Here is a 17,808-nt window from a genome sequence, read left to right as displayed (position 1 = left end):
AGGGCTGCTCGGCGGCATCCTGGTGGGGCGTCCGCACACCGCTCACCGGCACCGCGGGCGATCGTCGCGGTTTAAACCACCCACGACCGAAACCGTATGTTCCTACAATCCGTGATTGTGGCCGAACAGATCGTAGTCACGGCAGCCCCGTCCCCATACCTTGTGCGCGTGCAACGACCGCAGGCTCAGCAGCCCACCCCGCCCACCCCGCCGTTCAACGCACCGGCCGCCCGCAGTCTGCGTGCCGCCCTCGGTATGGCGCCCGAGCACGTCGCCTACGGCATGCGCTCCTCGTACGGGCTCCCCCACGTCACCCCCGGCCTCGTGATCGACTGGGAGCGCGGGACCGTCGCCCCGAGCGCTCCCGAACTCACCGCGCTCGCCGGTGTGTTGTGGTGTTCCCCGGGCGAACTCATCGGTGCGCCGCGCACGCTGCGCGAGCACCGGATCGCGCGCGGGCTCGCGGCGGACGAGGTGGCGCGCGCCGTCGGGATCGAACTCCTCGCCTACGCACGGATGGAGGACGCGGCCGAGTGGCGGGGCAACGACCGCCAGTCCGCCGCCCTGGCCCAGGTACTCGACCTGTCCTTGCCCGACTTCATCACCGTGACCGGCCGCGACGGAAGACTCGGAGAGCTGCTGCGCAGTGCGGTCACCACCCGCTGGCAGGGGTACGTCCGCCCGGTCGGCAAACTGCTGCCCCTGGGCCGGCGGCTCCTGGAGGACGTCCTGGAGGAGATGCACGCCGACTACCAGGGGCAGATGGCGCCCATGGTCCCCACGCTCGACTGGGGCGCCTCGTCGGCCGCGGCCGACGCCGACGAGGCCGGCCGCGACTACCTCGACCGCATCGTCGAGAACTTCTGGTCGACGGTCGAGAGGAACACCTACTAGACCGCCGGGCGGAACATCTACCTGGTACACCGACTCCTAGAACACGGACTCCGCCTCGTCCATGCGGTCCTTCGGCACCGTCTTCAGTTCGGTCACCGCCTCGGCCAGCGGCACCATCACCACGTCCGTCCCGCGCAGGGCCGTCATCCTGCCGAAGTCCCCGCGGTGGGCCGCCTCGACCGCGTGCCAGCCGAAGCGGGTGGCGAGCACCCTGTCGTACGCGGTCGGCGTGCCGCCGCGCTGGATGTGGCCGAGAATGACCGGCTTGGCCTCCTTGCCGAGTCGCCTCTCCAGCTCGTACGCCAATGCCGTACCGATGCCCTGGAAGCGCTCGTGGCCGTACTGGTCGATCTCGCCCCTGCCGTAGTCCATCGTGCCCTCGGCGGGGTGCGCGCCCTCGGCGACGCAGACGACCGCGAACTTCTTGCCGCGGGCGAAGCGCTCCTCGACCATCTTGACCAGGTCGGCCGGGTCGAAGGGGCGTTCGGGCAGGCAGATGCCGTGGGCGCCGGCCGCCATGCCGGACTCCAGCGCGATCCAGCCGGCGTGCCGGCCCATGACCTCGACGACCATCACACGCTGGTGGGACTCGGCGGTCGTCTTCAGACGGTCCATGGCCTCGGTGGCCACGGTGACCGCGGTGTCGAAGCCGAAGGTGCGGTCCGTGGACGAGATGTCGTTGTCGATCGTCTTGGGGACGCCGACCACCGGCAGACCCGCGTCCGACAGCATCCGCGCCGCCGTGAGCGTGCCCTCGCCGCCGATCGGGATCAGCGCGTCGATACCGAAGTCGCGGATCATGTCCGACGCGTTCCCACAGGCCTCGCGCAGGCGGTCGCGCTCCAGACGGGAGGAGCCGAGGATGGTGCCACCGCGGGCCAGGATGCCGCTGACGGCGTCGAGGTCGAGGGTGCGGTAGTGGCCGTCGAGCAGGCCCCGGTAGCCGTCCTCGAAGCCGATCACCTCGTCGCCGTACTGCGCTACCGCTCGGTGCACGACCGACCGGATCACTGCGTTCAGGCCCGGGCAGTCGCCGCCTGCGGTGAGTACTCCGATGCGCATCGTGCTGTGTCTCCTGCTCGCTTTGATACCGGTGAGCCAATCCGATTGTTTCACGCCTCATAGGCGGGTGCCGCGCCCGTACCCCACGCCCCGGTCCGCCCTTTCTCTTCCCCTGGCCCTGACGGGCGCCTTATCCAGCCGCAGAGGTATTGTCAAGGGGGTTCTGCTCACCCTCGCGGAGGATTTTCGAGGTCGCGGACCTGCACAAACACACCCGGAGTCGGTCGATGGTGCCCGAGTCGCCGATCAAGGAAGAACAGGGGCGCGCAGCGACCCACGGGCTGCCCGAGCACCGTACCGGCCCGCCCATCGAGGTACCGGCCCGCCCATCGAGAGACGAAAGGGAGAGCACGCGTGACGCGCAGCGTGTACGTGACCGGGATCGACCGCGGCGACGGCCGCCAGGTCGTCGAGCTGGGAGTCATGGAACTCCTGACCCGCCAGGTCGACCGGGTGGGCGTCTTCCGCCCCCTCGTCCACGACCGGCCGGACCGTCTCTTCGAGCTGCTGCGCACCCGCTACCGGCTCCCCCAGGACCCGGCGACCGTGTACGGCATGGACTACCCGGAGGCGTCCGCGCTCCAGGCCGAGCGGGGGACGGACGAGCTGGTGTCGACGCTCGTCGACCGGTTCCACGTCGTGGCCCGCGACTACGACGTCGTCCTCGTCCTCGGCACCGACTTCGCGGACACCCAGTTCCCGGACGAGCTGTCCCTCAACGCCCGGCTCGCCAACGAGTTCGGGGCGTCGGTCATCCCCGTCGTGGGCGGCCGCAAGCAGACGGCCGAGTCCGTGCTCGCCGAGACCCGCAACGCCTACCGCGCCTACGACGGCCTGGGCTGCGACGTCCTCGCCATGGTCACCAACCGGGTCGCCCGCGAGGACCGGGACGAGATAGCCGAGCGGCTCGACTCGCGGCTTCCCGTGCCCTGCTACGTCCTTCCCGACGAGCCCGCCCTCTCGGCCCCTACGGTCGCCCAGATCACCCACGCCCTCGGCGCCAAGGTCCTCCTCGGCGACGACTCGGGCCTCGCGCGGGACGCCCTCGACTTCGTCTTCGGCGGCGCCATGCTGCCCAACCTCCTGGGCGCCCTGACCCCGGGCTGTCTGGTCGTGACGCCGGGCGACCGCGCCGATCTCGTCATCGGCTCGCTCGCCGCGCACAGCGCCGGCACCCCGCCCATCGCCGGCGTGCTGCTCACCATCGACGAGGTGCCCGGCGAAGAGATCCTCACCCTCGCCGCCCGCCTCGCCCCGGGCACCCCGGTGATCTCGGTGTCCGGCAACAGCTTCCCCACCGCCGCCCGGCTCTTCTCCCTGGAGGGGAAGCTGAACGCGGCCACCCCGCGCAAGGCGGAGCGGGCGCTCGGGCTCTTCGAGCGGCACGTGGACACCGCCGAGCTGCTCAAGCAGGTGTCCGCCCCGAGCAGCGACCGGGTCACCCCGATGATGTTCGAGCACAAGCTGCTGGAGCAGGCCCGCACCGACAAGCGCCGGGTCGTGCTTCCCGAGGGCACCGAGGAGCGCGTGCTGCATGCCGCCGAGGTGCTGCTGCGCCGGGGTGTGTGCGACCTGACCCTGCTGGGGCCCGTCGAGCAGATCCGCAAGAAGGCCGCCGACCTCGGCATCGACCTCGGCGACTGCCAGCTGATCGACCCGGCCACCTCCGAGCTGCGCGACCGCTTCGCCGAGAAGTACGCCCAGCTGCGCGCCCACAAGGGCGTCACGGTCGAGCTGGCGTACGACATCGTCGCCGACGTGAACTACTTCGGTACCCTCATGGTCCAGGAGGGCCTCGCCGACGGCATGGTCTCCGGGTCCGTGCACTCCACGGCGGCCACCATCCGGCCCGCCTTCGAGATCATCAAGACCAAGGCGGACGCGAAGATCGTCAGCTCGGTCTTCTTCATGTGCCTCGCCGACAAGGTGCTCGTCTACGGCGACTGCGCCGTCAACCCCGACCCGAACGCCGAGCAGCTCGCCGACATCGCCATCCAGTCGGCCGCCACCGCCGAGCAGTTCGGCGTTCAGCCGCGGATCGCGATGCTGTCGTACTCCACCGGAACGTCCGGCTCGGGCGCCGACGTGGACAAGGTGCGCGAGGCCACCGAGCTGGTGCGGCTGCGCGACGGCGATCTGAGGATCGAGGGTCCGATCCAGTACGACGCCGCCGTCGAGCCCAGCGTCGCGGCGACCAAGCTACCGGGCTCGGAGGTCGCCGGGCAGGCGTCCGTGCTGATCTTCCCGGACCTCAACACCGGCAACAACACCTACAAGGCCGTGCAGCGCTCGGCCGGCGCGATCGCGGTCGGCCCGGTCCTCCAGGGCCTGCGCAAGCCCGTCAACGACCTGTCCCGGGGCGCCCTCGTCCAGGACATCGTCAACACGGTCGCCATCACGGCGATCCAGGCCCAGAACCCGATCGAGAAGGCAGCCGCCCAGTGAGCCAGACCCGCGTCCTCGTCCTGAACTCCGGCTCCTCGTCGGTGAAGTACCAGCTGCTGGACATGCGTGACAGCAGCCGGCTGGCCATGGGCCTGGTCGAGCGCATCGGCGAGCAGACGTCCCGGCTCAGGCACACGGCGCTCGCCACGGGCGACACCCGTGAGCAGAACGGCCCGATCGCCGACCACCAGGCCGCGCTCAAGGCGGTCGCCGAGGAGCTGGCCAAGGACGGGCTGGGACTCGACTCGCCCGAGCTGGCCGCCATCGGCCACCGTGTGGTGCACGGCGGCATGTTCTTCACCGAGCCCACTGTCATCGACGACGCCGTGCTCACCGAGATCGAGCGGCTCATCCCCGTCGCGCCGCTGCACAACCCGGCCAACCTCACCGGCATCCGCACGGCCATGGCGCTGCGCCCCGACCTGCCGCAGGTCGCCGTCTTCGACACGGCGTTCCACACGACGATGCCGGAGTCCGCGGCGCGCTACGCGATCGACGTGAAGATCGCGGACCGGCACCGGGTCCGGCGGTACGGGTTCCACGGGACCTCGCACGCGTACGTGTCCCGGGCGACCGCGAAGCTGCTGGGCAAGGCGCCGGAAGAGGTGAACGTGATCGTGCTGCACCTCGGCAACGGCGCTTCCGCGTCGGCGGTCCGGGGCGGCAGGTGCGTGGACACCTCCATGGGGCTCACCCCCCTGGAGGGGCTCGTGATGGGGACGCGCTCCGGCGACCTGGATCCCGCCGTCATCTTCCATTTGCAGCGTGTTGGCGGAATGTCCATGGATGAGATCGACACTCTTCTCAACAAGAGGAGCGGTCTGTTCGGTCTGTGCGGCGACAACGACATGCGGGAGATCCGCCGGCGGATCGACGAGGGCGACGAGGAGGCGCGGCTCGCCTTCGACATCTACATCCATCGACTGAAGAAGTACATCGGCGCCTATTACGCGGTACTCGGACGGGTGGACGCGATCGCGTTCACGGCCGGGGTGGGCGAGAACGCGGCCCCGGTGCGGGAGGCCGCCGTCGCGGGCCTGGAGGAGCTGGGCCTGGCGGTCGACGGCGACCTGAACGCCGTACGCGGCGACGAGCCGCGGCTGATCTCGCCCGCGTCCGCGCGGGTGGCGGTCGCCGTGGTGCCGACGGACGAGGAACTGGAGATCGCCACACAGACCTACGCACTGGTCGGAAGGGGCAACTGAAGGAATTCGACCGGTTTATCCATTCCAATGGCTCTCTCCTGAGCGCATAGCCGCCCATTTGTATCTTCCGCCAGACGGAATATTCCGTAGCGAAACAAACCGATAGGATCGCCCCATGCGCCGTTCGAAAATCGTCTGTACTCTCGGCCCCGCGGTCGACTCCCACGAAATGCTCGTCACGCTGATCGAGGCCGGCATGAACGTGGCCCGCTTCAATTTCAGCCATGGCACCCACGCAGAGCACCAGGGGCGGTACGACCGCGTCCGGGCCGCGTCCGCCGAGACCGGCAAGGCCATCGGTGTCCTCGCCGACCTTCAGGGCCCGAAGATCCGCCTGGAGACCTTCGCGGAGGGCCCGGTCGAGCTGGTGCGTGGTGACGAGTTCACCATCACCACCGAGGACGTGCCGGGCGACAAGTCGATCTGCGGTACGACGTACAAGGGCCTGCCGGGCGACGTCTCCCACGGCGACCAGATCCTGATCAACGACGGCAACGTCGAGCTGAAGGTCCTGGAGGTCGAGGGCCCGCGGGTGAAGACGATCGTCATCGAGGGCGGCGTCATCTCCGACCACAAGGGCATCAACCTGCCCGGCGCGGCGGTGAACGTCCCGGCGCTGTCCGAGAAGGACATCGAGGACCTGCGGTTCGCACTGCGCATGGGCTGCGACATGGTCGCGCTCTCCTTCGTCCGCGACGCCAACGACGTCAAGGACGTCCACCGCGTCATGGACGAGGTGGGCCGTCGCGTCCCGGTCATCGCCAAGGTGGAGAAGCCGCAGGCGGTGGCGAACATGGAGGACGTCGTGATGGCGTTCGACGGCGTGATGGTCGCCCGCGGCGACCTGGCCGTCGAGTACCCCCTCGAGAAGGTCCCGATGGTGCAGAAGCGGCTCATCGAGCTGTGCCGCCGCAACGCCAAGCCGGTGATCGTGGCGACCCAGATGATGGAGTCGATGATCACCAACTCCCGTCCGACGCGCGCCGAGGCCTCCGACGTGGCCAACGCGATCCTGGACGGCGCCGACGCGGTCATGCTGTCGGCCGAGTCGAGCGTGGGCGCGTACCCGATCGAGACGGTCAAGACGATGTCGAAGATCGTCATCGCGGCCGAGGAGGAGCTGTGCTCCAAGGGCCTGCAGCCGCTGGTCCCCGGCAAGAAGCCCCGCACCCAGGGCGGCTCCGTCGCCCGCGCGGCCTGCGAGATCGCGGACTTCCTCGGCGGCAAGGGACTGGTGGCCTTCACCAAGTCCGGTGACACCGCCCGCCGGCTGTCCCGCTACCGCGCGATCCAGCCGATCCTGGCGTTCACCACGGACGAGGCCACCCGCAACCAGCTGACGCTGAGCTGGGGCGTGGAGTCGCACGTCGTGCCGTTCGTGAACAGCACCGACGAGATGGTCGACCTGGTCGACCACGAGCTCGTCAAGCTCAAGCGGTTCAACGAGGGCGACATCGTGGTCATGACGGCCGGCTCCCCGCCCGGCGTCCCGGGCACCACGAACATGGTGCGGGTGCACCACTTGGGCGAGGGGCGCAACTGACGCCTTAGCGACGGTCGTACGACACTGAGGGCGCCCCCTGCCGGGTACGGCAGGGGGCGCCTTCGGTGTATCGGAGGATGAGCCGGCTTATTACGGGAGGTCGCCGGCCAGACGCTCCCACGTCTCGTACTCGCTCCACCGCGGGTGGTCCCCGAGGAGCGGAGCCAGAGCGCGGACGGGCGCGAGCAGCCGTCGGATCATCCGAAGCGACAGCATCTGCGAACGCTCCAGCTCACGCCACCGCGGCGCGAGCGCGGCGGCCTCCTCCGGGCTCATCGGCATGGCGTCCAGGGCTCGTTCGAGCACAGGCCCCGGATCGAGCAGCGGCACGTCCGCGCGCGGGCCCACCGCTTTCAGCAGCGAAGCCCTGAGCCACAGGTCGCGAAGCAGCCATTCGTTGCACTGGGGGCCGGTCGCGCGCTCGGCAGCGGCCAGCAGTGCCGGCCACCCCTGCCCGACCGCCTGCCACTGCTCGTCGGACACCCGGGCCGGGTCCCTCTGGAGCCGGACGGCGAACTGCTGGGCTGCGGCCATCCACAGGCTCACCGAGCCTTCGGCCTTCGTCGCGTCCACCTCCGACCATCGGCGCACATGGCCCTGGAGATCCAGCCGGTCCAAGTCGTCGAAAAGACCACTCACTAGAACATCACCCCGGCCGCCGCGAAGGCCTCTTTCCCGACCTGTTCCGCTCCGCCGCCGGGCGCCCAGAAGGGATCGTCCGTGACGAAGTAGTGACCGCTGTGGCTATCGATGCGCAGGCCGAAGTACTGGCCGTTACCACCCGCAATCTCCGCCTCACCGGCAGCCCGGACCGGACCGCCACCGCTCAGCACGGGGTGGGAGAGCTCCTTGCCGTTGACCATCTTGGGCATGATGACCAATTGTCCGTCCTCCAGCACGGCCCACTTGACCGGTTCGCCATCGAAGTCGATGTATCTCTCCCAGTCGGCGGACCCTGGCTTGGCGGGGCGGATGCCAAGCCGCTCGGCCAACGAGAGTTCCTCGGCAAGTGTGGTGGACATCCGGTTCGGGAAGATCCGGCAGGTGTTGTGCACCAGCACCTTCGTCCCGCCGACGAAGTAGGTGTGATCGCCCTCGACCTCGAAGTTGAACACCCGCGCCCGTACGGAAGTCGTCCGCACCGACTCGACGCGCGCGCCCCTGTCGTCCAGCGTCCGCAGTCGGTCCCCCGACCGCAACGCCTGGGCAGCCGTCCAGCCCTTGCCCTGCACCCAGAACGGGTGCTCGGGGGTAGCCCGGACCGTCTCTCCGCCCGTGTCGACGGAGACCAGGGAGTCGGTGGTGCGCTGCATCACCCCAGCCACCTCGCGCAGGCGCCGCTCGCCCGTCTCCGGGTCCTCGGCCCAGACCTTGTCACCGGGCCTGATGTCCTCGATCGGCTTGGTGCCGTGATCGGTGGCGATCCTGGTCCCGGCCGGGAAGCACATGGCGTTCAAGGCCTGCCGACCGAGACGTTCCAGGTTCGCCGCCGCCGACGCGGTCAGGCCGGAGCCGCGCAGGCCCCAAATGGCGGCGCCGATCCCGCTGCCCCCGCGGATGGCCGTGCGGATCGCGAGCGCGGCCTCGGCAGCCTTGACCAGCAGTCCCGGCAGGATGATGCTGCCGGCCAGCCACAGGCAGCTGCTGATCTTGAGCTTCGAGCAGCCCACAATGTCGGCGACCGCACCGGCGGCGACGGCCTTCAGGACAGACGCGGTAAGGGCCACACCGTCGACGTGGACGTTGTCCTCGCGGAAGGTGACGTCCAGCGGCGAGCTCGTCAGGTAGTCGCGCTGGATGGCCTTGCCGCACTTGGAGCGGTCGACACCGGGCAGCGGGCAGGACTCAAGGTAGAAGTCCATCTCGCCGTACACATGGAACTTGAGGTCGATCTCGCAGCCGATCTCGCTCCCGGAGTGGCTGCCCACGCAGTCGCTCAGCGGGTCGATGTCGACCCGCGTGTCACCGCTGGGCTTCATCACGACACCGTCCTTACCGGTGCCGCTGCCGTCGGCGGTGCGCTGCTGCTCCTGACGGTCCTCGAAGTCCACCTGCTCCGTACGGATGGAGGCCTGGGTGGCCTCCACCGCGAGGTTGCGGGAGTTGGCCGCGGCGGCCTCGGCCGTGGCCGCGTCCTTCTCGGCCTGGTCGGCGACGCCGCGCGCGGTGGACGCGTCGGCCTCCGCCGCGTCGGCCGCACCCCGGGCGCTCGCCGCGTCCCGCTCGGCGTCCGTGGCGGCGGAGTCGGCCTGCGTGGCGTAGTCGTCGGCCGAGGTGGCCGCCTTCTGGGCCGCGTCGGCGTCCTCGGTGGCCTGCCGGTTGTACTCGACGGTGTTGGCCTCGGCCTTCTTCGCCGCCTTGGCGGAGGCGTCCGCCGCTTCGGACGATGCCTGGGCCTCGGCCGCGGACTTGGTGGCGCTTGCCGCATAGTCGGCCGCGTTGGCCGCGGCCTCGGCTGCCGCCTTGGCATCGGCGTCCGCCTTGGCAGCCAGTGCCTTGGCCTCGGCTGCGGCCTTCGCAGCCTGCTCCGCCTTCGCCTTGGCGACCGCTACCTGCTGCTGCGCGGCCGTCTTCGAAGCCTGGCCCGTCAGCACGGCGAGGCCCGCCGAGGAGTCGGTCTCCGCGTACGGGGACCCGAGTTCGATGGCGTCGTTGGCCGGCTTGACCACCTGGGCCGCCGAGTCACGGGCCGCTGAGGCGGCCTGCGCGGTGGCGTAGGCGTGGCCCGCGGCGCGGATCGAATCGGCGCCGGCGAGTGCAGCCTCGGAGCGGGCGACTGTGGCGTCGCCCCGGGCCTTGGCAGCCGCCTTTTGAGCGGTCTCCGCCTCCGCCTTCGCGGCAATCGCGTTCCATTTGGCCGCCTGGGCCGCAGCGATGGCGTCGGCGGCGGCCGCGTGGGCCTTCTTCACCGCGGCCTCGGTGATGGCAACGTCACGCTTCGCGGCGTCCGCCGCCGCCTGGGCGCGCTTCGCCGCCCCTTCGGCGCGGGTCGCGGCCGCGCGTGCCTCGGTAGCCGCCTCGGTGGCCTCGTCCGCCGCCTTGCGTGCCGCGGTAGCCGCGGTGGTGGCATCGTCGGCTGCCGCCCGCGCCTTGGTCGCGGCCTGACGGGCCTCGATGGCGTCCGCCGTGCCGTCCACAGCGGCGAGCAGCGCCTCCGCTGCGTCGGCTTTCGCGACGAGGCTGTCCCTGCGCTCCTCGGCGGCCAGCGCGCCGTCACGCGCCCTCGTCGCCCTGCGCTCGGCCGCCAGCGCGCCGTCCTTCTTCTCGGCCGCCGTCTTACCGGCGGCCTGCGCGTCGGACAGCTTGTCGGCCGCAACCTGCCGCTGGGACTGCGCGCGCGTCTCGGCGTCCTGGGCCTTGTTGCGCTCCGCCTCGGCCAGTTCCTTCTGCGACTTGGCGTAGTCGCGCTCGGCCTCGGCCTTCTGGCGCTTTGCCTTGGCGTCGGCGGCCGCGTCCTTGGCGGTCTTCTCGGCAGCCTCCGCCTTGTTCTCGGCGGCCTTTGCCTCGGCCGCGTGCTTCGCAGCCTCCTGGGCCTGCGCGGCGGCGCCCTCGGCGGCGGCCTTCGCCTGGGCCTCGGCCTCCTGAGCGGCCTTGCGCCGGAACTCGGCCTTCGTGGCGTGTGCCTGGGTGTTGGCCAGATCGTTCAGCGTCTTGCTGTCGGCGGCTGAGGCGCGGGTCGCGTTGAAGGCGGTCTCAACGGCCTTCGCCGCCGCCTGCGCGGCGGCCGCGGACGCCTTGGTGACCTGCGCGGCCTGCTGCCCGTAGAGCAGCCCCCGGCCGCGCGGCAGACCGGCCTGGTCGGCGATGGCGTACGCCTCATTCTGGGCCTTGGTGACCTTGTCCGCCTGGGTCTTGGCGTCCAGCGCTGCCCGGGAAGCAACGAAGAGGCGGCCGGCCGCCCGGCCCCGGGCGTCCCTGATCCACTTCTGGACCTGGGTGAACTCGGTCGCCTCGGGGTAGTCGTTGGGGTGGTCGGCCGCCGTCTGCTTGGTCCAGTACGCCTGCCAGTCGGTCAGCCGGGTTGCTATCAGTGACTGGGCGAGCGCCTCGCCGAGCGCCTGAGATGCCGTCGAAAGATCGGAATTGGCCTGCGACTCGGCCCGGATGATGGTGTCCCGCTGGGTCTTCTGCCCCGCCAGTTCGTCCTGCCATTCGGTGTGTGCCACGGCCAGTTCCGGGGTCAGCACACCGTGCGGGTCAATCGCGTTGGTGAACGCGCAGGACGCGAACCGCGCCTTGAGGTTTTCTACGTCGAGCCGGAACTCCATCGAATCCGGGTCGGGTGCACTGGTGGGGAAGCCGCCGTACTGGAGGAAGAGGCGCGCGTCGTCGGCGTACATGGGATGCATGAACTGCATCTCCCATTCCCACGCCTTACGGTCCTCGTAGTTCTCCTTGGTGGCTTCCGAGTAGCGGGCGTTGTAGATCGCCGTGGCCGCGTCGACGGACTCCTTGCTCGCCGTCGGGTGCGGATCGACGTAGAAGTCGGACTCGTCCTTCCAGAACTGGTCAGCGACCCAGCTGCTCAGGTTGATGGTGCGGAACGGGTTGGCGTCGCTCTCCACCCATTGGAAGCCGGAGTACGAGTAACCGGGCGGAGGCTGCTCAACATGAAGAGACTCCTGCCACACATACGCGCGGCCCCAGAGCTCGTCCATCTTGACGTCGGCCGCGGCCCGGTCCTTCTCGAAGGCCGCGTGGAGCGGTGTGCCGTTCCAGTACTCCGGATTGGCAGCCGTGTGCAGTTGCTCCTCCGTACCGATGAGACCGGCCCGGGCGACCTCCTTCATCGCCGGGCCGCCCTTGCGCAGGACGCCGCTGAGGAGGCACTGCTCCTTGCGGACGCGTTCAGCGTTCTTGAGGTCGAAAGGGGCGCCGGGGTCGTCGGCGGCCGTGGCGGACGCGGTCGTGTCGGTCTTGTCGGGGGCCAGGCGTGGGAGTTGACCGCCAGTCACCGCGATCGCGGTGGCGGTGGCCAGGGCCGTGGAAGCCAGGAACCGGGACCATCTGCCTGGGGATCCGAATACGGTCCGGCCTCTGTGTGTGGCCGGACGTGCGTGTGTACGCATGCGGAAATGTCAGCCGTTCTGCTGAGAAGAGAAAGGGAGCCGGAAGGGCGGGAACCGCTCAGAAGAGCAGGTTGTACGCGGTCCAGCCGCCGGTGCCGATCTGCGTGCGGGCGGCAAACGGGGCCGAAGACTTTCCGGTGCCCTTGAACAGCCACAGCGCGCCCGCGCTGTCCACGCCGATCAGGTCCGACTTGCCATCGCCGTCGTTGTCGCCGACCGAGACGAGCGCGGTGTAGTCCTTCCACGCGGTGCCGCTGGGCGCGGCGACCGTGACACGGGTGCCGACCACCGCGTCGGCGGTGGCGTTGCCGGTACCCGGGTAGAGGTAGAGCGTTCCGGTGGTGGAACGCGCGACGAGGTCGGCCTTGCCGTCGCCGGTGTAGTCGCCGCGGCCGGTGAGCTCGTCCATGCCGTTCCAGCCGCCCGTGCCGGCGCGGACCCTGGCGGCAAGGGTCCCGTCGGCCTTGCCCTGGTAGAGCCAGAGCGCGCCGTCCTTGTCCCGGGCGAGCAGGTCGGGATGCGCGGTGCCACCCATGTTGTCCACCGACACGAGCAGGTTGTAGGCGTCCCAGCCTCCGCCGAGCACCTTGGTGTCGTTGCCGCGCTCGGCCGTGTAGTAGAGCATGCCGTCGATGACGGCGTAGAGGTCGGTGCCGGTGAGGTTGGCGGAGATGTTGGCCTGGGTGAGTGCGGTCGCGTCGGCGTAGCCGCCGCCCAGGTCGAACCTGGCGGCGAATCCGCCGGTGCCCTTGGGTTCGTAGTCGAAGAGACGGCCGTTCTTGTCCCGGGTGATGAGCGGGAACAGCCCGCTGCCCTCCCCGGCTGCCTGCTGGATCAGTGGTGCCTTATCGGCGTGGCCCGCCTGGGCGGGGTCCGGTGCAGACGACGAGATCGGTGCGGCCTTCGTCGCCGTCACCGCCAGTACGGCGCTCGCGGCGAGTACGGCCGCGACCGCCGCTGCCTGGCGCACCGAGCGACTGACGAGAGTGAACATGGAGTGCGAAGTCCCCCTCAGTGGTGTGGTCGACGGGGGCGTCGCACACGCACACGTCGACGCCTCACGCGTCGACCGTGATGCCCCAGTGCCACCCCCGAGCCGCAGCTGGTCATGCTCACGGCAACGGTCACTTTATGAGAGAGTTGTGAAACTTGTAAACGCTTTTCAAAAATGCTGCGGCCCGGCCCCCTTAGTAAATGAGGGACCGGGCCACAGCCTTTGTGCGGCTCCCGGACGGGTCTTGAGAGCTGCTCAGCTCGTGCCGGTGGTGTACTGGCGCATGCCGGGGATCGTCAGCGTGCCGCCGAACTGGCCGGCCTGGGTGACCTTCACGTTCGTGAAGTAGATCAGCGGGATGTTCAGCGGTGGCGGGTTGTCCGGGGTGAACGTGAGCGGGATCAGTCCGAGCAGGTTGCCGGAGATGCTCTCCGTGTACATCACCGTCTTGCCGCCGGTGATGGTCGAGTGCGAGCCCCTGGCGGCCTGGACGTGGTACGTCACGCCGTTCGGGCCATCGACGAGCTGATGCAGGTCGCCGATGTCGGTGCCGTCCGAGATGACGTACTTCAGGACCTTCTTGATGGTGCCGTTCGCGGTGCGCACCTTGACGATGCCCTGGTAGTCGGCGCCCTTGAGCGTCAGCGAACTGGCTTCCAGGCGCCAGGGGGCGTCGGGCAGGGCCACGATCTTCTCGACGCCGCTCTCGTCGTCGGTCGCCGCGGGGCAGTCCTCCGCGGAGGTGGTGGCGCTCGCGGACGGGCTCGCGGTGGCGGACTCCGCCGACTTCACGGCGTCACTCGCCGCCTCGGTGGCCCTGGAGGCCGCCTTCGTTGCCGTGTCCGTCGTGTCCTTCACGGCGTCCTTGACCGTATCGGTGACCTTCTTGGTCGTGTCCTTGACGGTGTCGGACGTGTCCTTCGTGTCCTTGGTCTCCTGCGTCGCAGACGCGGAGGCCGAGGGGGACGGCGTGGTGGACGCGCTCGCCGACGAGCTGTCGCCGGGCGTGAAGATGTCCTTGATCGCGTTGCCGATGTCCTCCAGCACGTTGCTGCCGCTCGCGGAGGCGGACGGGCTCGCCGGGGACGTACCGCTGCCCGACGACGTGTCCGAGGAACTCGCGGAGGACGAGGACGCGGACGGCTTGGGCGTGGCCTTGTCGTCGGAACCTGAATCCGACGAAGAGGTCTTGTCCGACCCGCTGTTGGCGGAGGCCGAGGGCGTCGGCTCTGCCGTATCGGCGGACTTCGACGCGCTCGCCGAGGCGGTCGGCGACGGCGTGGTCGAGGCGTCCTTGGAATCCTGGGAGCCGTCCACCGCCTCCACGCACTTCTGGTACTCGTCGACCGTCAAGCTCTTCGCGGGCGAGTGGTCGTCGGCACGGGCCAGCGTCGGCGTGAACCCCATCCCCATGAGGACCGCCGTCGGCATCGCCGCCAGGGCCATCGCTTTGCCGGCCGGCACGTGGAACCTGGTGAACAGCGGCTTCCTGGGGGCCGCGTGGCGCGGGCCCGTTTTGGCCTGTGCCGGGGCCGCGGAGCTCTTGTCGCGGGCCTCGTCAGCCGACACGGTGCCCTCCGTTGGCGTCTTCGGCCGGGACGCCGTGCCCCGCACCACCGTCGGCCGGCTCATACGGAGCATTCGGCAGGCCCGGCTGACCGATGGCGCCCTCAGGAGCGGTTTCCGCGACGCCGTCCCCCGCAGGACCCCATCCGGCTTGCTGCCCTCCGGCCCCCTCGGCCTTCGGCTTAACCGGCACCCAGGAAACGGCGAGCGCGCCGCCGATCAGCGAGAGCAGGAAGCCGATGATGAAGCCGCCGATGTTGGAGACCACCAGGGACACGAGACCGAGGATGATCGCCGCGACACCGGCGAAGATGCGCGTCGCCTGCTGGAACCACATGGTCAGGCCCAGCGTAAATAGGAGGACACCGATGATGAGGGAGCCAGCACCCGCGGTGGTCGCCATGGCGATCGACATGGTGCCCAGCTTCAGGGTGGCATAAGGGAAGTAGGCGATCGGCACCCCGCCGAGCAGGGTGAACACACCTGCCCAGAACGGCCGGCTGCCCCGCCAGTCACGGAATCGCAGACGCAACCGGGTGAAGTTCCCGGCGCTCTGGACCGGAGTCTCGGCACTCATGGAAAACAGCTCCCTGGGTCCGGTGGAAGTACGTACCGGCTCGGCCGTAGGTGTGGAGAAGCCGGAATGTGTGAGTCTGTGAATGTGCCCGACGCACGGTCCAGCCGGGCCCGTGGGGCGGAGAAGCGACTACTTCCCCGCCCCCGTGGGGGACCTCAGTCACCCCAGGACACCCCTGTGACGGAAGCCGTCAGTAGCACTCCATCTTGGGGTCCGTACCAAGACGCATCTTCAGGCCATTGAGCTTGAAGGTGCCGGCCGTGGTCGCCCACGCCGTCTGCTCGACGCCGTAGAGGTCGGCCGACTCCGCCTGCTGGGCGAAGCCGCCCGGCAGCACGGTCTTGTCCTTGACCGCAGGGCCCCTGGTCTTGTCCTGGACCGCGACGCCGATGTCGATGTTGTTGAACTGCGCGTCGGCGTCGAGCTGGGCGACATCGATGTAGAGGTTCGTGGCCTCGACCTTGTGATTGTCGTCCGGCCCCGCGTCGAGACGGAGGTAGATCGTCTTCCCTATGAGGGGGATCTCCGTCTTGACCGACTGGCACATCTTCGTGATGGTCGCGTTCTCGAACGACGAGATCGCGACCGGACGGACCGTCTTGGTCTTCCCGTCGGTCGACGTGTAGCCGGTGTCGATACCGCCGTACTGGGCGAAGCCGTCACCGTGCAGATGCCCGGCCGACACCTTGAACTCCTGGCCGGAAACGCTGAACGACGCGGCCAGCGCACCCTGCGCGAGCCCGACACCGATCGCTGCGGCCGCGGCAACGCTGGGCACCATGACCACAGCGAACCGCTTCCATCTGGTCCCGCCACGCACCTGGGACTCCATATTTCCTCCTTCTCGGACGTACATCTCCTGGCCCCAGCTCGCTACCGTTCGGCGGCTCAGCCGGGCAGGGATGGGAGAAGTGCTACGTCCTCGGGAAGGAGAGCGCCCGCGCTCGAAGGCGCCAACCGCGCCCGAATCACCGGCGATCACCCCCGAGCGACAACCACTGGTCGCGCCTGACACGCATCACGCACAACCTGCCGGACAGGCTCCGCCGCAGCGGAGACCCCCCTGTCCAGGACCCGGCGCCACTGCCGCCGGCTCCTGCTCGGTGGGGACCCACGAAAAATCCGTTGCCCCGGCTGGCTGTCGGGTACGGCGATGGACCGAGCGTGGCCGATCGTGGTGCATTCTCGCCGCCCCCGCAAGGGGGTTCGTTACTCGCTAGTAACGGCCGGATAACCGAACAACGACCCGCCGGTATCGATCGGCAACTCTTCGTGGCATAAAGGGAGATGGCGAAACGGTTGAAGTGCGGACAGAACCTGACAGAGCAAGGGGCCCGTCTTACTCCCAGTAACAGCGGCCGCGATTACCAAGATTTGGTAAAGCGCGGCCGCGATGTACCCCTGTCGGCAAATCTTTCACCCGGGCATCACAAGCCCGAGTGTTTAGCAACTGGTCAGAACAGAGCCCGAGCGAGCGCCCTGCGCGCCGCGGTCACGCGCGGGTCGTCGGCACCGACCACCTCGAAGAGTTCCAGCAGCCGCAGCCGCGCGGCGTCCCGGTCGTCCCCCGCCGTGCGCCTCACGGTGTCGATGAGCCGCCCGAACGCGTCCTCCACATGTCCACCCACCAGATCCAGGTCCGCCGCGGCGATCTGTGCCGGTACGTCACCGGGCTTCTCGGCGGCTTCCTTGCGCACCTGCTGCGGGTCCAGGTCCCGCACCCGCTGCAGCAACTCGGCCTGGGCGAGGCCCAGCTTGGCCTCCGTGTTGCCCGGGTCGTCGCTCAGCACGTTCTTGTACGCCTGGACCGCGCCACCCAAGTCGCCCGCGTCCAGGGCCTGTACGGCGGCTTCGAGCAAGGCGTCATAGGGGCCTGCCGGTACCTGGGGGGTCGCCTGGGCGCCGCCCGGCTCGGCGTCGGGGTCGACGGTCAGACCGGTCAGCCCGAAGCGCTGCTCGGCGACCTGGACGAGCTGGTCGAGGGTCGCGCGGATCTGCTCCTCGGGGGCGGCACCCTGGAAGAGGGGCAGCGCCTGGCCGGCGACGACGGCGAAGACGGCCGGGATCCCCTGGATGCCGAACTGCTGCATCAGCATCTGGTTGGCGTCGACGTCGATCTTGGCGAGCACGAACCGGCCGTCGTACTCGACGGCCAGGCGCTCCAGGACCGGGCTCAGCTGCTTGCAGGGCTGGCACCACTCGGCCCAGAAGTCGATGACGACGGGCACCTCGGTGGACCGCTGCAGTACGTCGAGCTCGAACCCCGCCTCGTCGACGTCGATGACGAGGTCGGCGGGGGAGACCGCCCCTCCCCCGCCCTGCCGGGCCGTTTCGGCGCGCGCCTGCTCCGCCTTCGCCTTGGCCTCCTGGGCGGCCTTCACTGCGGCGAGGTCGACGACTCCGCTCATGGACATGTTCCGTGGCTGCATGAGTACATCCTCCCCCTTTCCTGC

General features: G+C 69.5%; 12 protein-coding genes. 4 read left to right on the top strand and 8 right to left on the bottom strand.

The window, feature by feature from the left end; translation table 11 throughout:
• The first annotated feature begins 162 nt into the window (after positions 1-162).
• Positions 163-894 (top strand): helix-turn-helix domain-containing protein, encoded by a 732-nt coding sequence (locus tag Q2K21_RS07100; protein WP_310767146.1) that lies wholly within the window; start codon positions 163-165, stop codon positions 892-894.
• A gap of 36 nt (positions 895-930) precedes the next feature.
• Here the strand turns inward: Q2K21_RS07100 and Q2K21_RS07095 are convergent, their stop codons facing one another.
• Positions 931-1,956 (bottom strand): ATP-dependent 6-phosphofructokinase, encoded by a 1,026-nt coding sequence (locus Q2K21_RS07095; RefSeq protein WP_310767143.1) that lies wholly within the window; start codon positions 1,954-1,956, stop codon positions 931-933.
• A gap of 354 nt (positions 1,957-2,310) precedes the next feature.
• Here Q2K21_RS07095 and pta point away from each other — a divergent pair, with 354 nt between their 5' ends.
• From pta to pyk, 3 genes are all read left to right on the top strand, one after another.
• Positions 2,311-4,401 carry a phosphate acetyltransferase gene (gene pta / locus Q2K21_RS07090; protein WP_310767139.1) on the top strand — a complete coding sequence of 697 codons (2,091 nt, stop codon included), beginning with the start codon at positions 2,311-2,313 and terminating at the stop codon, positions 4,399-4,401.
• Positions 4,398-5,606, top strand: coding sequence for an acetate kinase (locus tag Q2K21_RS07085; protein ID WP_310767136.1), 1,209 nt, complete (start codon positions 4,398-4,400; stop codon positions 5,604-5,606). The genes pta and Q2K21_RS07085 overlap by 4 nt, the downstream gene beginning before the upstream one ends.
• A gap of 115 nt (positions 5,607-5,721) precedes the next feature.
• Positions 5,722-7,149 carry a pyruvate kinase gene (gene pyk / locus Q2K21_RS07080; protein WP_310767133.1) on the top strand — a complete coding sequence of 476 codons (1,428 nt, stop codon included), beginning with the start codon at positions 5,722-5,724 and terminating at the stop codon, positions 7,147-7,149.
• 90 nt (positions 7,150-7,239) lie between these two features.
• Here pyk and Q2K21_RS07075 read toward each other — a convergent pair whose 3' ends face one another.
• The 7 genes from Q2K21_RS07075 to Q2K21_RS07045 form a co-directional block, all read right to left on the bottom strand.
• Positions 7,240-7,788, bottom strand: coding sequence for a hypothetical protein (locus tag Q2K21_RS07075; RefSeq protein WP_310767130.1), 549 nt, complete (start codon positions 7,786-7,788; stop codon positions 7,240-7,242).
• A complete protein-coding gene (locus tag Q2K21_RS07070; protein WP_310767127.1) occupies positions 7,788-12,104 on the bottom strand; it encodes a Hint domain-containing protein in 4,317 nt (1,438 codons plus the stop codon). Before Q2K21_RS07070 ends, Q2K21_RS07075 begins: the two co-directional genes overlap by 1 nt.
• A gap of 172 nt (positions 12,105-12,276) precedes the next feature.
• Positions 12,277-13,212 (bottom strand): FG-GAP repeat domain-containing protein, encoded by a 936-nt coding sequence (locus tag Q2K21_RS07065; protein ID WP_310767124.1) that lies wholly within the window; start codon positions 13,210-13,212, stop codon positions 12,277-12,279.
• A gap of 255 nt (positions 13,213-13,467) precedes the next feature.
• On the bottom strand, positions 13,468-14,781 hold the full coding sequence (locus tag Q2K21_RS07060) for a hypothetical protein (protein ID WP_310767121.1): 1,314 nt from the start codon (positions 14,779-14,781) through the stop codon (positions 13,468-13,470).
• On the bottom strand, positions 14,771-15,355 hold the full coding sequence (locus tag Q2K21_RS07055) for a DUF6114 domain-containing protein (RefSeq protein ID WP_310767118.1): 585 nt from the start codon (positions 15,353-15,355) through the stop codon (positions 14,771-14,773). Before Q2K21_RS07055 ends, Q2K21_RS07060 begins: the two co-directional genes overlap by 11 nt.
• A 190-nt stretch (positions 15,356-15,545) precedes the next feature.
• Positions 15,546-16,187, bottom strand: a complete 642-nt coding sequence (locus Q2K21_RS07050; protein WP_310767115.1) for a DUF6230 family protein — start codon at positions 16,185-16,187, stop codon at positions 15,546-15,548.
• Between the two features lie 622 nt (positions 16,188-16,809).
• Entirely contained in the window at positions 16,810-17,784 is a 975-nt protein-coding gene (locus Q2K21_RS07045) for a tetratricopeptide repeat protein (protein WP_310767113.1), read from the bottom strand.
• Between the last annotated feature and the right edge of the window lie 24 nt (positions 17,785-17,808).

This window comes from Streptomyces sp. CGMCC 4.7035, assembly GCF_031583065.1.
Lineage (GTDB): Bacteria > Actinomycetota > Actinomycetes > Streptomycetales > Streptomycetaceae > Streptomyces > Streptomyces yaanensis.
Note: the sequence above shows the minus strand (reverse complement) of the source record. Positions and strands in the feature narration are given on the sequence as shown.

What these genes read in the sequence shown, in the direction of transcription:
- Q2K21_RS07095 (WP_310767143.1), bottom strand. Translation starts at nt 1,956, where the DNA reads ATGCGCATCGGAGTACTCACCGCAGGCGGCGACTGCCCGGGCCTGAAC.
- pyk (WP_310767133.1), top strand. Translation starts at nt 5,722, where the DNA reads ATGCGCCGTTCGAAAATCGTCTGTACTCTCGGCCCCGCGGTCGACTCC.
- Q2K21_RS07065 (WP_310767124.1), bottom strand. Translation starts at nt 13,212, where the DNA reads ATGTTCACTCTCGTCAGTCGCTCGGTGCGCCAGGCAGCGGCGGTCGCG.
- Q2K21_RS07055 (WP_310767118.1), bottom strand. Translation starts at nt 15,355, where the DNA reads ATGAGTGCCGAGACTCCGGTCCAGAGCGCCGGGAACTTCACCCGGTTG.
- Q2K21_RS07050 (WP_310767115.1), bottom strand. Translation starts at nt 16,187, where the DNA reads ATGGAGTCCCAGGTGCGTGGCGGGACCAGATGGAAGCGGTTCGCTGTG.
- Q2K21_RS07045 (WP_310767113.1), bottom strand. Translation starts at nt 17,784, where the DNA reads ATGCAGCCACGGAACATGTCCATGAGCGGAGTCGTCGACCTCGCCGCA.